This window comes from Nocardia sp. NPDC059228, from assembly GCF_042754245.1.
Lineage (GTDB): Bacteria > Actinomycetota > Actinomycetes > Mycobacteriales > Mycobacteriaceae > Nocardia.
Map to the genome: position 1 here is coordinate 74,521 of NZ_JBHZAL010000032.1, position 17,029 is coordinate 91,549.

Here is a 17,029-nt window from a genome sequence, read left to right on the forward strand (position 1 = left end):
GTCACCTGCAATTCACACCCCCCCGAATCCCCCATGATAATCCGCTGTGCTGCCGAAGGATCCGATCATTCGCAGCGCTCGGGCGCGTGGTGTGCAGCGGTGAGGTGCAATGATCTGCCGCTGGAGTAGAGGCGGTGCGGTTCCCCTCCTGCTCCAGCGGCACCCGACCTGCTCGCGTGTCGCGAGCAGGCGGTCCCCGCGATCTCGCCGTCGAGATCTGACGACTACGGGGTGGCCGCGGCACCGGCGGCGGTGTGGCCGAAGGCGCGCGACTCGGTGAACGACGCGCTGCGAGCGTCGGGCCGTACGCCGACCACGTCGCCGGATTTCTTGCATCTCGCGCTCGCCACTGGATGCGTGTTCGGCTCCTTGTCCGGGTGCAGTCCGGGGCGGCATGAACGCTTCCCGTCGGGCGAGTGGGGTCGTCCGGCAATGGACAGGGCGGCGGATCGGGGTGGGGTGAGCGTGCCGGTTCGTCCACTGTGTCGTGGGTCTCCCATGCGGCAGATTGGCTGCGGACGGACCCATCGCGCACAGGGAGTTGAACGGATGCATCGCGGAGCAGGCACCGGCACGCTGGACGAACAGCGGATCGATGCTGTCCCCCGGCTGGAATTCGAGCGGATCGCGGGTGAGTCGCCGTCGGCGCGATTGGTCTGGCATGGCGCGCCGCCGCCTCTCACCACGCTGATCGAGGTCTTCTCGGCGCTGGGATTGCCGGTGATCACCCATGAGGTGAGCGGCGATGAGTTGCGCGCCGTGCATCGGTTCACCTTCCGCCCCACCGCTTTTCCGCTGCACGAGCGGACGGCCGCGCTGATCGCGGAAGCGTTCCTGGCGGCCGTGGACACCGCCGTGGAGGTCGACGGGTTGATCGGGTTGGTCGGCACGGCCGAGCTGGCGTGGCGGGATGTGGTGCTGGTGCGTGCCGCGTGCCGCTATCTACGGCAGGTGGGACTGCGCCTGAGCGAGGCCACGGTCACCGAGATCCTTTCCGCCCATGCCGAATTCGTGCGCGCGTTCGTGGAGTTGTTCCACGCCAGGTTCGATCCGGCGCGCACTGCCGGGCGGGCCGAGTCGGTGGCCGCCGCCGATGCGGCGGTGCAGCGGCGGCTGGAGGCCGCGGCCACGCTGCCGGAGGATCAGCTGCTGCGCGGCCTGCACACCTTCTGCACCGCGGTGCTGCGCACCAACTGGTATCAGCCGGGTCGCGCGGTGGCCGCGTTCAAGGTCGATCCGGCCCGGCTCTCGATCTCGGCCCCGGTCACGCCCTATCGCGAGATCTTCGTGCACGCCGCCGAGGTGGAGGGCAGCCACGTGCGCGGCGGCGCGATCGCCCGTGGCGGCGTGCGCTGGTCGGATCGCGGCGACGATTTCCGCACCGAGGTGCTCGGGCTGATGAAGACCCAGACGGTCAAGAACGCGGTGATCGTGCCGGCCGGCGCGAAGGGTGTGTTCGTGGCCCGGCGCGGAAGCGATCCCGCCACTGTCGAATCGGCGTACTCGGCGTTCGTCGGCGGCCTGCTCGATGTCACCGACAATATCGTCGACGGCGTGACGGTCCCGCCCGCGCACTGCGTGGTCTACGACGACCACGATCCGTATCTGGTGGTCGCGGCGGACAAGGGCACCGCGCGCTTCTCCGATCTGGCCAATGGCATTGCGGTATCGCGGGGTTTCTGGCTCGGTGACGCGTTCGCCTCGGGCGGTTCCAGCGGCTACGACCACAAGGCGCTGGGCATCACCGCGCGTGGCGTGTGGTGCTCGATCCGGCAGCACCTGGCCGAGCTGGGCATCGACGCCGACGCGCAGCCGTTCACGGTGGCGGGCATCGGCGATATGTCGGGCGACGTCTTCGGCAACGGCATGCTCGAAACCGATCGGATTCTGCTGGTGGCGGCCTTCGACCACCGCCACATCTTCCTCGACCCGGACCCGGATCCGCTGCTGTCGCATGGCGAGCGCCGCCGCCTGGCCGGTCTGGAGCGCAGCAGCTGGGCCGACTACGACCGCGCCCTGATCTCGAAGGGCGGCGGCGTGTGGCCGCGCACCGCCAAGTCCATCCCGCTCTCCCCCGAGGTGCGTGATCGGCTGGGCGTCACCGCGACGGAACTGCCCGCGCCCGAGGTGATTCGGGCGATTCTGAGTGCGGAGGTGGACCTGCTGTTCAATGGCGGCATCGGCACCTATGTGCGCGGCGGCGACGAGCCGGACACCGCGGTCGCCGACCCGGCCAATGACGAGGTGCGGATTGCGGCGTCGCGGCTGCGCTGCCGGGTCGTCGGCGAGGGCGGCAATCTGGGTCTGACCCAGCGGGCGCGTATCGAGTTCGCGGTGGCGGGCGGCCGGGTCAATGCCGATTTCATCGATAATGCTGCGGGCGTGGCGATTTCGGATCGCGAGGTGAATCTCAAGATCGCGCTCGCGGCCGCGGTGAGCGCGGGTGCGCTGACTCCGGCCGAACGGGATCGGCTGCTGGCCGACAATGCCGGCGCGGTGGTCGCCGCCGTGCTCGCCGACTGTGATCGGCAGGCGCTGGCCATCAGCCTGGCCGAGGCGCACGCCCCGTTCCTGATCGATCGGCACGGCCGTTTGATCGAGAACCTCGAGCAGGCCACCGGTCTGGACCGCGCCGCCGAGTTCCTGCCCACCCCGGCGGAGCTCACCGCCCGCCGCCGCGCGGGAACCGGCCTGGTGCGTCCGGAGATCGCGGTGCTGCTGGCCATGGCCAAGAACCTGGTCCGCGATGAACTGCTGGCCGCCGGAATCCTCGACGATCCGGTGGTGGCCGGGACCGTGTTCGGCTACTTCCCCGATTCGGTGCGCACCGGGCTGGGTGCGGACGTGCTGCGCCGGCACCCGGTGGCCCGGGAGATCGTGGCCGTGGCGGTGGCGAACCAGGTGATCAACCGGGTCGGCCCCGGCATGATCCACCGTCTGGAGGAGCGGCTCGGCGCGGGTACCGCGCACATCGTGCTGGCCTGCACGGTGGTGCACAGCGTGCTCGATATCGACGGTTGGTGGCGCGATGCCCTGGCCCTGCCCGGCGTCTCGCCGCGGGTGCGCATGAGCATCCTCAACGGTATTCAGGCGGCCGTCGAACAGGCCACCGCCTGGTTGCTGACCCAGCCCGGGTCGGGCTCCTGGTCCGAGGAGATCGACCGTCACGCACCGCTGGTCGCGGACTTGATCACGGTGCTGCCGCGACCCTGCGGGCATACCGGGCGCGATCTGGCGAACCTGCGTCTGCTGGCGCAGGCGCTGCCGCTGAGCGACATCGCCCGGCGCGCACAGCTTCCGGTGCCGCTGGTTGCGCAGACCTACCGCGAGCTGGGCGATCTCATCGGTTTGGACTGGCTGGCAACGGCTTTCGACGCCGAACCCGCGTCGGATCGCTGGGAGACCCTGGCTGCCGCCGTGCTGGGTGATGAATTGCAGTCGCGGTGGCACGCGCTCACGGACGCGGTCCTCGCCGGGGCCGACCCCACCGCCTCGGCCCGCGATCTCGTGAGGGCCTGGGGTGAAACCGATTCCGCGGCCAGGCTGCTGGAACTGGCCGGCGGTCTGCGCCGCTGCGGTGTCGTCGATCTCGCGCGCCTGTGCGTGGTCAACGCCGGATTGGCGGAGGCGGCCAAGCTCAGCGCCGGGCGAGAGGTCAGCGCCGGGCGATAACGGCCAGCAGCAGCTCGGCGCGCACCCGGGCGGTGTCGAGCCGGCAGCCGAGCACCGATTCGATCTTGACGATCCGGCTGCGCAGCGTATGCCGGTGCACGCCGAGGGCGTTGGCGGCGGCTTCCCATTGCCCGTGCGCCTCGAGGTAGGCGCGCAGCGAGTCGACCAGGTTGGTGTCGTGGCGCTCGTCGTAGCCGACGAGCGGCGCGAGCATGGCCTCCGAGACCGCGCCGAGCACCCGTCGCGCCTCCGGGAAGGTCAGCAGGGAGTGCCCGGCCCGCGCGGAGAGCTCCTGCGGGCTCGCCCCCGGCGGCGCCGCGGACGCGGCCAGCTCCGCGTGTTCGATGGCGGCGGCGAAGCGGCGCAGGGGATGTGGCGCGCTGATCCCGGCACGCACGCTGGCGCGCACGCTCGCGGGCAAGGACCGCAGCAGCTGCTCCGCCGATTCCTCGGTATCGGTTCCGGCCAGCAGGATGGCGGCCCGATCCTCGGCCAGATGGGCGAACAGCTGCCTGCTCTGCGTCGCCAGCCGCGTGTCGACGGCCTCGACGACCCGTTCGGCGGTCTCCGCCGAGGGGCAGCGCAGCACCAGTGCCCGCACGCGCCCGGCCCGGTCGGCGGCCGGAGTCAGATGCGCCCACACGGTGTCGAGCGCGGTCGGTTCCTCGAGCAGCATGGCGATGGCCTGGGTGTTCAAGCGGTTCTGCGCGATGCGCAGTCGCGCGGGTTTCTCGAAGTCCAGGGCGAGCAGGGAGCTGGCGTGCCCGAGCAGCACCTGGTCGACCGGGCTCAGCGTGGTCGTGGTCACGACGGCGAGGTGCCCGTGCGTGGCGGGCCCGGCCGCGATGGCCTGCACGGCGATGAAAACGTCCGGGGCCGTGTGGATGACGCCGCTGGCCGCGCCGTCGCCGCGGGTCCCGAGAAATTCGGTGATCTTGTCGATGATCTCGGCGGACACCGGCCCGGGATGCGCGTCGGTCACCACGCCATCGGCTCCGACGACGATCGCGGTGGCCGACAGGGCCGCCGACAATTCCTTGATGACGGCGGGTACGCCCTGGATCGCGGCGCGAGTCATGCGCGGCTGGCTGCGTGAGGCCCGCAGCACCTTTTCGTATTCCTGTTCGGCGAGCCGCTGCATGACCTTCTTGGTGATCGCGCCGAACGGTGTCGGCAGCGGCACCTCGAACAGCGGCAGCCCGAGCTCGTCGGCGGCCTCGACCAGGTCCTCGGGCACGGCCGGGTGCGAGAGCCCGACTCCGAATCCGACGCCGACCACCCCCACCGAGTCCAGATCACGCAGGTAGCGCAGTCGATCGGGGCGACTGAGCGGCAAACCCATGCCGGTGGTGAGGACCAGTTCCCCGCCGGAGAGCCATTGCTGCGGTTCGGTGAGTTCGGAGGTGAGCGCGAGCGCGATTTCCCGGCCCAGTCCGGCAGCGCCGCCTTTGAGCACCAATCCCAGCTCAGGCTGCGACAGGATCCATCGGACCGGAATTCCCACACTCATAGCTCTCCCACAGCAACTGGACACAATGGTGAAACCCCCCTCTCGGGTCACGCCGATTCGGCAGGTGACGCAGGGGTGTGTCGCGCAGCACACTCGGTGGCAATCGAGCAGCACTCCCACATCGCACGAGAACGGGCAGACATGACCACGGAGATACTTCGCAACTACATCGACGGCCAGTTTACGGCCGCCACCGCGGCGGAGTCGTTCGACCTGATCAGCCCGGTGGACGAGTCCGTGACCGGCCGCAGCCCGATCTCCGGGCCCGCCGATGTGGATGCCGCCGTGGCCGCCGCCGCCCGCGCCTTCCCGGCCTGGAAGGCCGCGACTCCGAGCCGCCGCCAGGCCGCCCTGCTGGCACTGGCCGACGCCGTCGAAGCCAATGCGCAGGCCCTGGTCGAGGCGCAGTCCCTCGATACCGGCCAGCCCAAGCATCTGATCGCCTCCGAGGAGGTCGCCGCGGGCGCGGATCACCTGCGCTTCTTCGCCGGGGCGGCACGGCTGCTGGAGGGCAAGTCGGCCGGTGAGTACATGGAGGGCTTCACCTCCTATGTGCGCCGCGAGCCGGTCGGCGTGATCGGCCAGGTGACGCCGTGGAACTACCCGCTCATGATGGCCATCTGGAAGATCGGCCCGGCGCTGGCGACCGGCAATACGGTCGTCCTCAAGCCCAGTGACACCACGCCCCGCAGCACCCTGGTGCTGGCCGAACTGACCCGCGACATCCTGCCCGCCGGCGTCCTGAACGTGGTGCTCGGCACCGCGGGCACCGGGGCCGCGCTGGTCGCGCATCCGGTCCTGGACATGGTGGCCATCACCGGTTCGGTGCGCGCGGGCATCGAGGTGGCCACCGCCGCCGCCCATCAGGTGAAGCGGGCGCATCTGGAATTGGGTGGCAATGCGCCGGTCCTGGTGTTCGGCGACGCGGATCTGGCGCTGGCCGCCGATCGCATCGGCGATGCCGCCTACTTCAACGCCGGTCAGGACTGCACGGCCGCCACCCGCGTGCTGGTGCACGAGTCGGTGCACGACGCGTTCGTGGAGGCTCTGGTGAAGAAGGCGCAGACGGTGCGGCCGGGCCTGCCCGACAATCCGGATGCCGCCTACGGACCGCTCAACAACATCCGCCACTTCGAGTCGGTGACCGGCAAGATCGCGGCGCTGCCCGCGCACACCACCATCGCCACCGGCGGTGCGCGGATCGGCGAGCGCGGCTTCTTCTTCGCGCCGACCGTGGTGACCGGTGTGCGGCAGGACGATCCGATCGTGCAGGAGGAGATCTTCGGCCCGGTGATCACCGTGCAGACCTTCGCCGACGAGTCCGAGGCCATCCGTCTGGCCAATGACGTGGTCTACGGCCTGGCCTCGAGCGTGTGGAGCCGCGATCACGGTGTGGTGCAGCGGGTTTCGGCCGCACTGGACTTCGGCGCGGTGTGGGTGAACTGCCATATTCCGCTGGTCGCCGAGATGCCGCACGGCGGTTTCAAGCGCTCCGGTCACGGCAAGGATCTGTCCGCCTACGGGGTCGAGGACTACACGCGCATCAAGCACGTCATGAGCGCACACGACTGATCCCGGTTGCACCGGCCATCGAATTCCCTTCCCGCAGAAAGATTTTCATGACAGCGATCAGCTACCGGATTCCGCAGCAGCGGGTGCTCCGGACCGCCCTGCCCGGCCCGCGCTCGCAGGAACTGGCGGTGCGCCGCAAGGGCGCCGTCGCCGCGGGCGTCGGTTCCACCGCCCCGGTGTACACCGCCGACGCCGATGGTGGCGTCATCGTCGACGTGGACGGCAATGCGCTCATCGATCTCGCCGCGGGCATCGCGGTCACCAGCGTCGGGGCCTCGCATCCCAAAGTCGTTGCGGCGATCGAGAATCAGGCCGAGCGGTTCACCCACACCTGTTTCATGGTGGCCCCCTACGAGGGCTACATCGAGGTGGCCGAGCAGCTGGCCGCGCTGACTCCGGGCGATCACGAGAAGCGCAGCGTGCTGTTCAATTCCGGCGCGGAAGCGGTGGAGAACGCCATCAAGGTGGCGCGCCTGGCCACCGGCCGCCCCGCGGTGGTCGCCTTCGATCACGCCTATCACGGCCGCACCAACCTGACCATGGCACTGACCGCGAAATCCATGCCGTACAAGCAGAATTTCGGCCCGTTCGCCCCCGAGGTCTACCGGATGCCGATGTCGTATCCGTTCCGCGACGGCGGCCAGGACGGCGCGGCGGCGGCGCGGGAGGCGATCACCCGCATCGAGAAGCAGATCGGCGCGACCTCGGTGGCGGCCCTCATCATCGAGCCCATCCAGGGCGAGGGCGGTTTCATCGTGCCCGCGCCGGGATTCCTTCCGGCGCTGGCCGAGTGGGCCCGTGCCAACGGCGTGGTGTTCATCGCCGACGAGGTGCAGACCGGTTTCGCCCGCACCGGCGACTGGTTCGCCTGCGCGCACGAGGGCGTGGTGCCCGACATCATCACCATGGCCAAGGGCATCGCGGGCGGTATGCCGCTCTCGGCGATCACCGGCCGCGCCGATCTCATGGACGCGGTCCACCCCGGCGGCCTGGGCGGCACCTACGGCGGCAATCCGGTCGCCTGCGCCGCCGCGCTGGCCGCCATCGACGCCATCCGCGAGCACGATCTCAATGCCCGCGCCCGCCGCATCGGCGAGATCGCCACGACCCGCTTGCGCGCGCTCGCGCAGCAGGTTCCGGCCATCGGCGAGGTGCGCGGCCGGGGCGCGATGCTGGCGTTGGAGTTCGTCCGCCCCGGCGGCACCGAACCCGATGCCGCCCTGACCGCCGCCATCGCCGCCCGCTGCCTCGAGCAGGGCGTGCTCACCTTGACCTGCGGCACCTTCGGCAATGTGATCCGGCTGCTGCCGCCGCTGGTGATCGGCGAGGACCTGCTCGACGACGCCCTGGATGTGTTGTGCACCGCCATCGGTGATCTGTCCGCGTAATCGACTGCTGAGGAAATCTGTTGTCCGAGTTCGACTTCGTGCGCGCCCTCGTTCCCACCGGTGTGTGGATCGACGGAGCCGCGGCCCCCGCGTCCGGCGGCGGCACCTTCACCGTGACCGATCCGGCCACCGGCGACCTGCTCACCGAGGTCGCCGACGCGGGCCGCGAGGACGCCCTGCGGGCCCTCGACTCGGCCTGCCGGGTGCAATCGCAGTGGGCCGCGACGGCTCCCCGCGAGCGCTCCGCGATCCTGCGACGGGCCTGGGAACTGCTGGTGGATCGCAGCGAGGAGATCGCGCTGCTGATGACCCTGGAGATGGGCAAGACCATCGCCGAGTCGCGCGGCGAGGTGGCCTACGGCGCGGAGTTCCTGCGCTGGTTCAGCGAGGAGGCGGTCCGGATCGGCGGCCGCTACACCACCGCGCCCGCCGGCACCGGCCGCATCCTGGTCACCCGGCAGCCGGTCGGCCCGGTGCTGGCCATCACACCGTGGAACTTCCCGCTGGCCATGGGCACGCGCAAGATCGGCCCGGCCCTGGCGGCCGGGTGCACCGTGATCGCGAAGCCCGCCGAGGACACCCCGCTCACCACGCTGGCGCTGGCCGCGATCTTCGCCGACGCCGGCCTGCCCGAGGGCGTGCTGTCGGTGCTGCCGGGCAGCGACGCCGCCGCCATCACCGCGCCGCTGCTGGCCGATGCGCGGTTGCGCAAGGTGACCTTCACCGGGTCCACCCGCGTGGGCAAGCTGCTACTGGGGCAGGCCGCCGCCAATGTGCTGCGCACGTCCATGGAACTGGGCGGCAATGCGCCGTTCATCGTGTTCGACGACGCCGATCTGGACCAGGCCCTCGAGGGCGCGATGGCCGCGAAGATGCGCAACGGCGGTCAGGCGTGCACGGCGGCGAACCGTCTCTACGTGCACAATTCGCTGCGCGAGCAGTTCGCGTCCCGCTTCGCCGAACGGCTGGCCGCGTTGCGCGTCGGCCCCGGCTACCAGCCGGAGGTCGATCTCGGGCCGCTGATCAACGAGCGGCAGCGCGCGAACGTGACCGCACTGGTGGACGACGCGATCGCCGCCGGCGCCGTGCTGCGCGCCGGCGGCAAACCGCTCGACGGTCCGGGCTGTTTCTTCGAGCCCACCGTGCTCGACGATGTGCCGCGCACCGCGCGGATGCACCGGGAAGAGATCTTCGGCCCGGTCGCCGCCATCTACGGTTTCGATACCGAAGCCGAGGTGGTGGCCGCCGCCAATGACACCGAATTCGGTTTGGCGGCTTATGTTTTCACCAAAGACCTCGATCGCGCTCTGCGCGTGAGCGACGCCCTGGAAGCCGGCATGGTCGGCATCAATCGCGGCGTCGTCTCCGATCCGGCCGCTCCCTTCGGCGGAGTCAAGCAGTCCGGCCTGGGCAGCGAGGGCGGGTCCGAGGGGATCCACGAATACCTCGACACCAAATACGTCGCGCTCACTCGCTGACGTCCTCTCCCGGCACCCCGGCCCCTGCGCCGGATCTCGTGCCGAACCGGCCCTTGCAGGCCGGTGTCTCCACCGTGGCGCGGCGCCGGTGGGAGCGCGCTTCTCGCTCCCGCCGCCGCCAGACCCTCGCAAGAGGAGCTCTCATGCTCATCCAGAATTCTCCGGGGATCGAATCCTCCGCCTCGAGCGGTAAGGGATTGGCTACCAACAAGGTCGGCGTGCTGGCCGGGGCCGTGCTCAGTATCGCCTCCATCGCGCCCGCCTATACGACGACGGCCAGTCTGGGTCTGATCGTCGCCGCTGTCGGCCTCAAGATGCCGGCGCTGCTGATCGCCGGATTCGTTCCGATGTTCCTGGCGGCCTACGCCTATCGCGAGTTCAACGCCGAAACCCCGGATTGCGGAGCCTCGTTCACCTGGTCGGCACGATCGCTGGGCCCCTACGTCGGCTGGATGGCCGGGTGGGGTTCGGTGATCGCCGTGGTGATCGTGCTGGCCAACATCGCCGCGGTCGGCGCGGAGTTCCTGTACCTGTTCGTGGGCAAACTGGTGGGGTCGGAGGCCATCGCGGCCCTCGGTGACAACAAGCCGATCAATATCGTGACCACGCTGGCGTTCCTGGCGGCGGCCGGGTGGGCGGCCGGCCGCGGCATCACCTCGAGCGAGCGCCTGCAGTATGTGCTGGTCGGCTTTCAGCTGACGGTGCTGCTGGTGTTCGCCGGCATGGCGCTGTGGAAGGCGCGGTCCGGGGACGCGCCGTCGGGGCTGAGCTTCGATATCGACTGGTTCGATCCGTTCACCGGACTCACCCTGGGCGCGTTCGCCATGGGCTTGATCGGGTCGGTGTTCCTGTACTGGGGCTGGGACACCGCGCTCACCCTCGGCGAGGAGTGCAAGGATCCGCAGCGCACCCCCGGGCGGGCCGGCGTGCTGTCGATCCTGACCGTGCTCGGCACCTATCTGCTGCTGGCGGTGTCGCTCATGTGGTACGCCGGAGTCGGCGAAACCGGTATCGGACTGGGCAATCCGCAGACCTCGGACAATGTGTTCGGCGCGCTGGCCCGACCGGTACTCGGCGGCAACGGCGAGATTCTGCTGTACCTCGCGGTACTGGTCTCCACCATCGCCAGCCTGCAGGCCACCTTCCTGCCCGCCGCGCGCGCCATGCTCGCCATGGGCACCTACCGGGCGCTGCCCAGCCGGTTCGCCTCGGTGCACCCGCGCTATCAGGTGCCACGGTTCACCACCGCGGTCGCCGCGCTGGTGGCGGGCGCTTTCTACGCGCTGACCGCGCTGCTGTCCGAGCACGTCCTGCAGGACACCATCGCCGCGCTGGGTATCATGATCTGCTGGTACTACGGACTGACCGCGTTCGCGTGCGTCTGGTACTTCCGCAAGCGGTGGTTCGCCTCCGGCCGCGATTTCCTGTTCAAGCTGCTGTTCCCGCTGCTCGGCGGGGCTATGCTGCTGATCATCTTCGCCATCTCGGTGCGGGAGAGCCTGGATCCGGCAACCGGGAGCGGCGCCGAGATCTTCGGCATCGGGCTGGTGTTCTATCTGGGGTTCGGGATTCTGCTGCTGGGCGCGGCGCTGATGCTGGTGCAACGCTGGCGCGATCCGGCGTACTTCCGGAGCCGGACCCTGCCGCGCGCGGTGTCGGGCGATCCGATGCCCGCCGTGCAGGCGCCCACCGTCTAGCGAATCCCGCTGCGCCGCAGTCCTATTCCCACTACAGGAGGAATCATGCACGTCGTCACCTGTTTCGAGCCGCCCGTTTCGCACGCCCGGGTCGGTGAGCCGGTCCGCCCGCCGCTGCGGGTGGCCCTGGTACAGCACCGCTGGCAGGCCGACACGGATGCGCTGCGCGCCGAGCTGAGCGCGGGCATCGCCCAGGCCGCCGAGCTGGGAGCCACGGCCGTGTTCCTGCCGGAACTGACGCTGAGCAAATACCCGGCGTTCGTGCGCGGCGGCGACAACCCGTGCGCCGAGGCCGAGGACCTGACGACCGGGCCCACCGTCACCTTCGCGGCGAAGGCGGCCATCGAACACGGGGTGTTCGTGCACGCCTCGCTCTACGAGCGCGCCGATCAGGGCGACGGGCTGGGCTTCAATACCGCGATCCTGGTGTCCCCCAGCGGCGAACTGGTCGGCCGCACCCGCAAGCTGCACATTCCGATCAGCGCCGGCTACTACGAGGACACCTACTTCCGCGCGGGCCCCGCGACCGAGGAGTCCTACCGCCCGCACACCCATCCCGACCTCGGTGACGTCCGCATCGGCATGCCGACCTGCTGGGACGAATGGTTCCCCGAAGTGGCGCGGCTGTACTCGCTGGCCGGAGCGGAGGTGATCGTCTACCCGACCGCCATCGGCTCCGAACCGTCCTTCCCGGCCTTCGACACCCAGCCGCTGTGGCAGCACGTGATCGTCGGCAACGGCATCACCAGCGGCACATTCATGGTGGTGCCCAACCGTTTCGGCGACGAGGGCGAGATCACCTTCTACGGTTCGTCGTTCATCTCCGACCCCTACGGCCGGATCCTGGTGCAGGCCCCGCGCGACGAGGCGGCGGTGCTGGTCGCCGATCTGGACCTGGATCAGCGCCGCGACTGGCTGACCCTGTTCCCGTTCCTGGACACCCGCCGGCCCGACACCTACGCGCGCCTGACCGCGCCGGTCGATCACCAGCACCCCTTCGGGCGGCCCTGATGAGCTGGCACATGCCCGCCGAGCACGCACCGCACCGGCGCACCTGGATGGCGTTCCCGCCCGCCGGATCGCAGATCACCGCGACCCCGCAGGCGGTGACCGAGGCCCGCACGGCGTGGACGGCGGTGGCGCACGCGATCGCCGAATTCGAACCGGTCACCATGATCGTGGATCCGGCCGACGCGGCGGCAGCCCGGACCTGGCTGTCGAGTGCGATCGAGATCGTCGAAGCACCCCTCGACGATGCCTGGATGCGCGATATCGGGCCGAGCTTCGTGCACGCCGCGGACGGGTCGGTCGCGGCGGTGGACTGGGTGTTCAACGGCTGGGGCCAACAGGAATGGGCCAGGTGGGACCACGATGCGAGGATCGGCCGGGCGGTCGCCGCGGCGGCCGGGACGCCGGTGGTGGAGTCGGCGCTGGTCAACGAGGGCGGCGGCATCCAGGTCGACGGCTGCGGGACGGTCCTGGTCACCGAGACCGTGCAGCTGGACCCCTACCGCAATCCGGGCCTGGCCAAGGCGGAGATCGAGGCCGAGTTGCGCCGCACCATCGGCGCCGACACGGCGATCTGGCTGCCGCGCGGACTGTGGCGGGACTCGCAGCGATTCGGCACCCGCGGGCACGCGGACATCGTCGCCGCGCTGCCCGCGCCGGGTGTGGTCCTGGTGCACGATCAGCGTGATCCCGAGCACCCCGACCATGCGCTCAGCCGGCAGCTCATGAAGCAGCTGGCCGCCGAAACAGATTGGGCCGGAAAGCCTTTCGAGGTGGTGCCGGTGCCCGCCCCGCGAACGCTGCGGGACGGGGAGGGCTTCGTCGACTACAGCTACATCAACCACTACGTGTGCAACGGCGCGGTCATCCTGTGCGGATTCGACGACCGCCATGACGCCGAGGCCGCGGCCGTGCTGGCCGATGTCTATCCCGGCCGCGTCATCGTGACCGTCGACGCGCGGGAGATCTTCGCGCGCGGGGGCGGCATCCACTGCATCACCCAGAACGAGCCCCTGCCCGCGCGCTGACCACTCGGCCGGCACGCCGCAATGGCGATTGAGGGGCCGGCCGATTCGCCGCAGTGGAGCGAGCAGGACCGTGAGCGCACCCACATACTAGAAACAGCAACCCTCGGGTTATCTCCAGGAAAACTCGATGTCCAGCAAGGAGTTCTCGTGCCTGTCATCACTCGCGACGTCGTGATCGTCGGCGCCGGGCCGTCCGGCCTGACCGCCGCCACCGAACTACACAAGGCCGGTCTGACCGTGGCCGTGCTGGAGGCTCGTGATCGAGTCGGCGGACGCACCTGGACCGGCGACATCGAGAACGCGATGATCGAGATCGGCGGCCAGTGGCTGTCCCCGCATCACACCGCCGCCCTCGAGCTGGTCGAGGAACTCGGCCTGAAGACCTTCTCCCGCTACCGCGACGGCGAATCGGTCTACCTCGCCGCCGACGGCACCCGCCAGCAGTTCACCGGCGACGTCTTCCCCGCGCCCGCCGACACCGCCGCCGAGATCGACCGCCTCATCGGGCTGCTCGACGGGCTGGCCGCCGAGGTCGGCGCGGAGCAGCCGTGGGCGCATCCGCTCGCGGCCGACCTGGATGCGATCCCGTTCAGCCTGTGGCTGGAGCGGCAGTCCGACAACGACTACGCCCGCGAGACGGTGGCGTTCTTCGTCTCCGGAGCCATGCTGACCAAGCCCGCACACACCTTCTCGACGCTGCAGGCACTGCACATGGCCGCCGCGCAGGGGTCCTACACCGCGCTGGCCACCGACACCTTCATGCTGGACAAGCGGGTCATCGGTGGCATGCAACAGGTTTCGCAACGCCTGGCCGCCGTCCTCGGCGACGATGTGCACCTGAATTCGCCGGTGCGGAAGGTGCGATGGTCCGAGAACGGCGTCAGCGTCGTCGCCGACGGCGATCTGGAGGTGCGCGCGGACCGCGTGGTGCTGGCGGTGCCACCGAACCTGTACTCCGGCATCAGCTTCGATCCGCCCATGCCGCGTCGTCGCCAGCAGATGTACCAGCACATGTCGTTCGGTTTCGTGGTCAAGGTGCACGCGGTGTACCCGACCCCGTTCTGGCGCGCGAAGGGCCTGTCCGGCACCGGTTTCAGTGATACCGACATCGTGTCGGAGGTCTACGACAACACCAACCACGACGCCACCACCGGCGCGATGGTCGGCTTCATCGCCCACGAACAGGCCGACGCCGTGTTCGAGATGAGCCCCGCCGAGCGCAAGCAGGCCGTGCTCGACTGCCTGGTCCGCTACCTGGGCCCCGAGGCCGCCGACCCGATCGTCTACTACGAATCCGACTGGGGCGCAGAGGAATGGACCCGCGGCGCCTACGGCGTCAGCTTCGACCTGGGCGGCATGACCCGCTACGGGCGCGACCACCGCGACCCGGTCGGCCCGATCCACTTCTGCTGCTCGGACCTGGCAGGGCACGGCTTCCAGCACGTGGACGGCGCGATCCGGATGGGCCGCCGCGCGGCCGCCGCCATCGTGGCCGAACGCAACCTCGTATAGCCACACCGTCACAACCGGTCTGTTCCCGGGTGTGCGGCGGCTCCGGGCCGGACGCCGCACACCGATACCGGACACGGTGAGGGCATCGCCCTCACCTCCGGCCGGCCGGAGGTCGGCGGCGTGCTCGATCGCGCAGGCTCACCCCTCGTCGCCGCCGTGAAATCGCTGGGCGTCCCGAAGCCGGTCGGTCGCACCAGTCGATTCCCACCTCCGGACAGGCGGCGATGGGATCCTCGGGCAGCAACCGATCCCCTGACCGGCCTGGCCGTTAATTCGTCACAGTGACGTGTTGATCTGGACTGGCTGGATGGTGGAATCTGTTGCTATCGGGGCGAATTCGCTCCCGGATCAGCTCGTCGGTGTCGCGAGACAGGGGATTTCCCGCATCCCGGCCTCGCCCTTCGGTTCGCGCCGCGATGGGCCTCAGCCCGCGGGCTGGGTGCGCCCGATGCCTCGCCAGCCCAGCGGAAGCTGGACGCGGCCTGCCCGGATATCGCCGATGAGGTGGGTGTAGCCGTCACGAACTTCGCCGAGATGGACCCACGCGGAGTGCCGAAGCTCCTCGCAGTCGCTGTGCAGCACCGTCCACCACGCCTCGGCGTAGGTCTTCGCCACATGGCTGATCACCTCGCCGAAGGTGTGCGTGTGGCGACGGGCGCACCGGGCGTGGCGCGTATAGGACGCGGCCCAAGAGTTGATCTTGTCGATGACCTTCGCGATATCCGCGCACAGCGCCGCCTCGGTGACCTCCGGGGCATTGCGCTGCGGATTCAGAACCGCCGAAATCAGCGCGGCATGCAGATCGCCGAGTTCTCTCGCCCACGTGATGAGTGGGAACGGCTCGGTGAGCCGCCCGGCGATCGCGGCCAACAGCTGATCCGCCGACAGCAGAGAGACCGCATCCGTCTCCGGATTCCCGTACGCCACTACACCCGCATTCATCGGGGACCACACGTGGTGCTGCCAGAGAATCGGGTCGTCATGCGATGTGTACGGAGGCTCGTCGCTCAATGCCGGCCTCGGCGGAACGGGTGTGCTGATACATGGGCGGTAAGTCAACTTTTCGCGATGAATGGTCGAAGTAGAGAACGCGCCGCTGCGACTCGGGGCATTATGCTAATACTGACTGCGCACTCAGTCAACGATTGGTCGAGCGGGCGGTCGATGCGAGGGTGTCCGGGAAATTGGACGAGGAGGGGCGGGATCAGTGAGTGAACGTGCGGTGGGACCGGGAAAGTCGGGCGCGATTCTCGATATCTTCACGCGCCATGTCGCCGAGAAAGGCTATGACGGAACGAGTTTCAGCGGTGTCGCCAGCGAGCTGGGCATCTCGCAGGGCTTGATCGTCCACCATTACGGCACGAAGGCGCGGCTGCTGGAAGTTCTGCACGTTTCCTATATGCGGCGCCGTATCGACGAGGCGCAGCGCATCGTGTCGACTTTCGCCACACCGCCCGAGCAGCTGGCCGGGCTGTTGCACGCGGCCATGCTGTATCAGGTGCACGACCGGAACGGGACCGTCGCATTCCAGCGCGAGGTCGCACGGCTCGCGCAGGAGGATGCGGATTCCGAGGGACGCAAGCTGCGCAGGCATTACATCGGGATCCTGCTCGGTGTCCTCGACGCGGGTATCGCATCCGGTGACTTCCGGCCCGTCGATACCAGCATCCGGAGCCTGCTCATTTTCGGTGCCGCGCAATGGGCGTGGACGTGGTTCGAGCCGGAAGGGCGCAGATCTGCCGAACAGGTCGGTGCCGAACTGGTAGATCTCGCTCTCGGATCCCTGCTGGTGGACAGGACCTCGTTGCCGCGCCTGCGCGATCCCGAAGGCCAGGTCGTCGCAACGGTGATCGACATCATCTCCACTGCCCCGGAGTCGTCCCGAGCAGCGCTGGGGGAATGACCCGGTGCCGACCTGAACCATGCCGACCTGAACCATTCGGGGGTGCGGCAACTCGGCAGGGCTAGGGCCTGTCTCGAAGTTGATAGGGCGGGCGTGTGGCCCGCCCTCACTACTGCCCGAGCCATTGGTTGATGACAGCGACATGGATCGTGGCCTGGTATCGGAGCGCGAGCTTGTCGAACCGGGTGGCGACGGCTCGATGTTGTTTGAGCTGATTGATACCGCGTTCGACAGCGTTGCGGTCACGGTAGATCACCGGAT

General features: G+C 69.3%; 12 protein-coding genes. 9 read left to right on the forward strand and 3 right to left on the reverse strand.

Annotation, left to right across the window (positions count from 1 at the left end; translation table 11 throughout):
• Nucleotides 1–224: 224 nt before the first annotated feature.
• A complete protein-coding gene (locus tag ACFXKA_RS34165; RefSeq protein WP_379430460.1) occupies nucleotides 225–350 on the reverse strand; it encodes a hypothetical protein in 126 nt (41 codons plus the stop codon).
• 199 nt (nucleotides 351–549) lie between these two features.
• On the opposite strand from ACFXKA_RS34165, the gene ACFXKA_RS34170 reads away from it, so the two are divergent.
• Nucleotides 550–3,672, forward strand: a complete 3,123-nt coding sequence (locus ACFXKA_RS34170) for an NAD-glutamate dehydrogenase domain-containing protein (protein ID WP_379430461.1) — start codon at nucleotides 550–552, stop codon at nucleotides 3,670–3,672.
• Here ACFXKA_RS34170 and ACFXKA_RS34175 read toward each other — a convergent pair.
• On the reverse strand, nucleotides 3,656–5,182 hold the full coding sequence (locus ACFXKA_RS34175; protein WP_379430462.1) for a PucR family transcriptional regulator: 1,527 nt from the start codon (nucleotides 5,180–5,182) through the stop codon (nucleotides 3,656–3,658). The genes ACFXKA_RS34170 and ACFXKA_RS34175 overlap by 17 nt on opposite strands.
• A 141-nt stretch (nucleotides 5,183–5,323) precedes the next feature.
• Here ACFXKA_RS34175 and ACFXKA_RS34180 point away from each other — a divergent pair, with 141 nt between their 5' ends.
• The 7 genes from ACFXKA_RS34180 to ACFXKA_RS34210 all read left to right on the forward strand — a co-directional run bounded on the left by ACFXKA_RS34180 (nucleotide 5,324) and on the right by ACFXKA_RS34210 (nucleotide 14,865).
• Nucleotides 5,324–6,754 carry an aminobutyraldehyde dehydrogenase gene (locus tag ACFXKA_RS34180; protein WP_354832390.1) on the forward strand — a complete coding sequence of 477 codons (1,431 nt, stop codon included), beginning with the start codon at nucleotides 5,324–5,326 and terminating at the stop codon, nucleotides 6,752–6,754.
• A 47-nt stretch (nucleotides 6,755–6,801) separates the two neighbouring features.
• Complete coding sequence (gabT, locus tag ACFXKA_RS34185; protein ID WP_379430463.1) at nucleotides 6,802–8,142, forward strand: 4-aminobutyrate--2-oxoglutarate transaminase; 1,341 nt, start codon at nucleotides 6,802–6,804, stop codon at nucleotides 8,140–8,142.
• Between the two features lie 20 nt (nucleotides 8,143–8,162).
• Nucleotides 8,163–9,620 (forward strand): NAD-dependent succinate-semialdehyde dehydrogenase, encoded by a 1,458-nt coding sequence (locus ACFXKA_RS34190; RefSeq protein WP_379430464.1) that lies wholly within the window; start codon nucleotides 8,163–8,165, stop codon nucleotides 9,618–9,620.
• A 143-nt stretch (nucleotides 9,621–9,763) separates the two neighbouring features.
• Complete coding sequence (locus ACFXKA_RS34195; RefSeq protein WP_379430465.1) at nucleotides 9,764–11,317, forward strand: APC family permease; 1,554 nt, start codon at nucleotides 9,764–9,766, stop codon at nucleotides 11,315–11,317.
• A 45-nt stretch (nucleotides 11,318–11,362) separates the two neighbouring features.
• Nucleotides 11,363–12,328 (forward strand): nitrilase-related carbon-nitrogen hydrolase, encoded by a 966-nt coding sequence (locus ACFXKA_RS34200; RefSeq protein WP_379430466.1) that lies wholly within the window; start codon nucleotides 11,363–11,365, stop codon nucleotides 12,326–12,328.
• The gene (locus tag ACFXKA_RS34205; RefSeq protein ID WP_379430467.1) at nucleotides 12,328–13,353 is read left to right on the forward strand and encodes an agmatine/peptidylarginine deiminase; all 1,026 of its coding nucleotides are present in this window, start codon (nucleotides 12,328–12,330) and stop codon (nucleotides 13,351–13,353) included. The genes ACFXKA_RS34200 and ACFXKA_RS34205 overlap by 1 nt, the downstream gene beginning before the upstream one ends.
• 147 nt (nucleotides 13,354–13,500) lie before the next feature.
• Nucleotides 13,501–14,865, forward strand: coding sequence for a flavin monoamine oxidase family protein (locus tag ACFXKA_RS34210; protein WP_379430468.1), 1,365 nt, complete (start codon nucleotides 13,501–13,503; stop codon nucleotides 14,863–14,865).
• A gap of 423 nt (nucleotides 14,866–15,288) precedes the next feature.
• Here ACFXKA_RS34210 and ACFXKA_RS34215 read toward each other — a convergent pair whose 3' ends face one another.
• Nucleotides 15,289–15,807, reverse strand: a complete 519-nt coding sequence (locus ACFXKA_RS34215; protein WP_379430469.1) for a hypothetical protein — start codon at nucleotides 15,805–15,807, stop codon at nucleotides 15,289–15,291.
• A gap of 265 nt (nucleotides 15,808–16,072) precedes the next feature.
• Between ACFXKA_RS34215 and ACFXKA_RS34220 the strand changes: the two genes are divergently transcribed.
• Entirely contained in the window at nucleotides 16,073–16,768 is a 696-nt protein-coding gene (locus ACFXKA_RS34220; RefSeq protein WP_379430470.1) for a TetR/AcrR family transcriptional regulator, read from the forward strand.
• Nucleotides 16,769–17,029: the final 261 nt, after the last annotated feature.

What these genes read in the sequence shown, in the direction of transcription:
- ACFXKA_RS34175 (WP_379430462.1), bottom strand. Translation starts at nt 5,182, where the DNA reads ATGAGTGTGGGAATTCCGGTCCGATGGATCCTGTCGCAGCCTGAGCTG.
- ACFXKA_RS34215 (WP_379430469.1), bottom strand. Translation starts at nt 15,807, where the DNA reads ATGAATGCGGGTGTAGTGGCGTACGGGAATCCGGAGACGGATGCGGTC.
- gabT (WP_379430463.1), top strand. Translation starts at nt 6,802, where the DNA reads ATGACAGCGATCAGCTACCGGATTCCGCAGCAGCGGGTGCTCCGGACC.
- ACFXKA_RS34170 (WP_379430461.1), top strand. Translation starts at nt 550, where the DNA reads ATGCATCGCGGAGCAGGCACCGGCACGCTGGACGAACAGCGGATCGAT.
- ACFXKA_RS34200 (WP_379430466.1), top strand. Translation starts at nt 11,363, where the DNA reads ATGCACGTCGTCACCTGTTTCGAGCCGCCCGTTTCGCACGCCCGGGTC.
- ACFXKA_RS34205 (WP_379430467.1), top strand. Translation starts at nt 12,328, where the DNA reads ATGAGCTGGCACATGCCCGCCGAGCACGCACCGCACCGGCGCACCTGG.
- ACFXKA_RS34180 (WP_354832390.1), top strand. Translation starts at nt 5,324, where the DNA reads ATGACCACGGAGATACTTCGCAACTACATCGACGGCCAGTTTACGGCC.
- ACFXKA_RS34195 (WP_379430465.1), top strand. Translation starts at nt 9,764, where the DNA reads ATGCTCATCCAGAATTCTCCGGGGATCGAATCCTCCGCCTCGAGCGGT.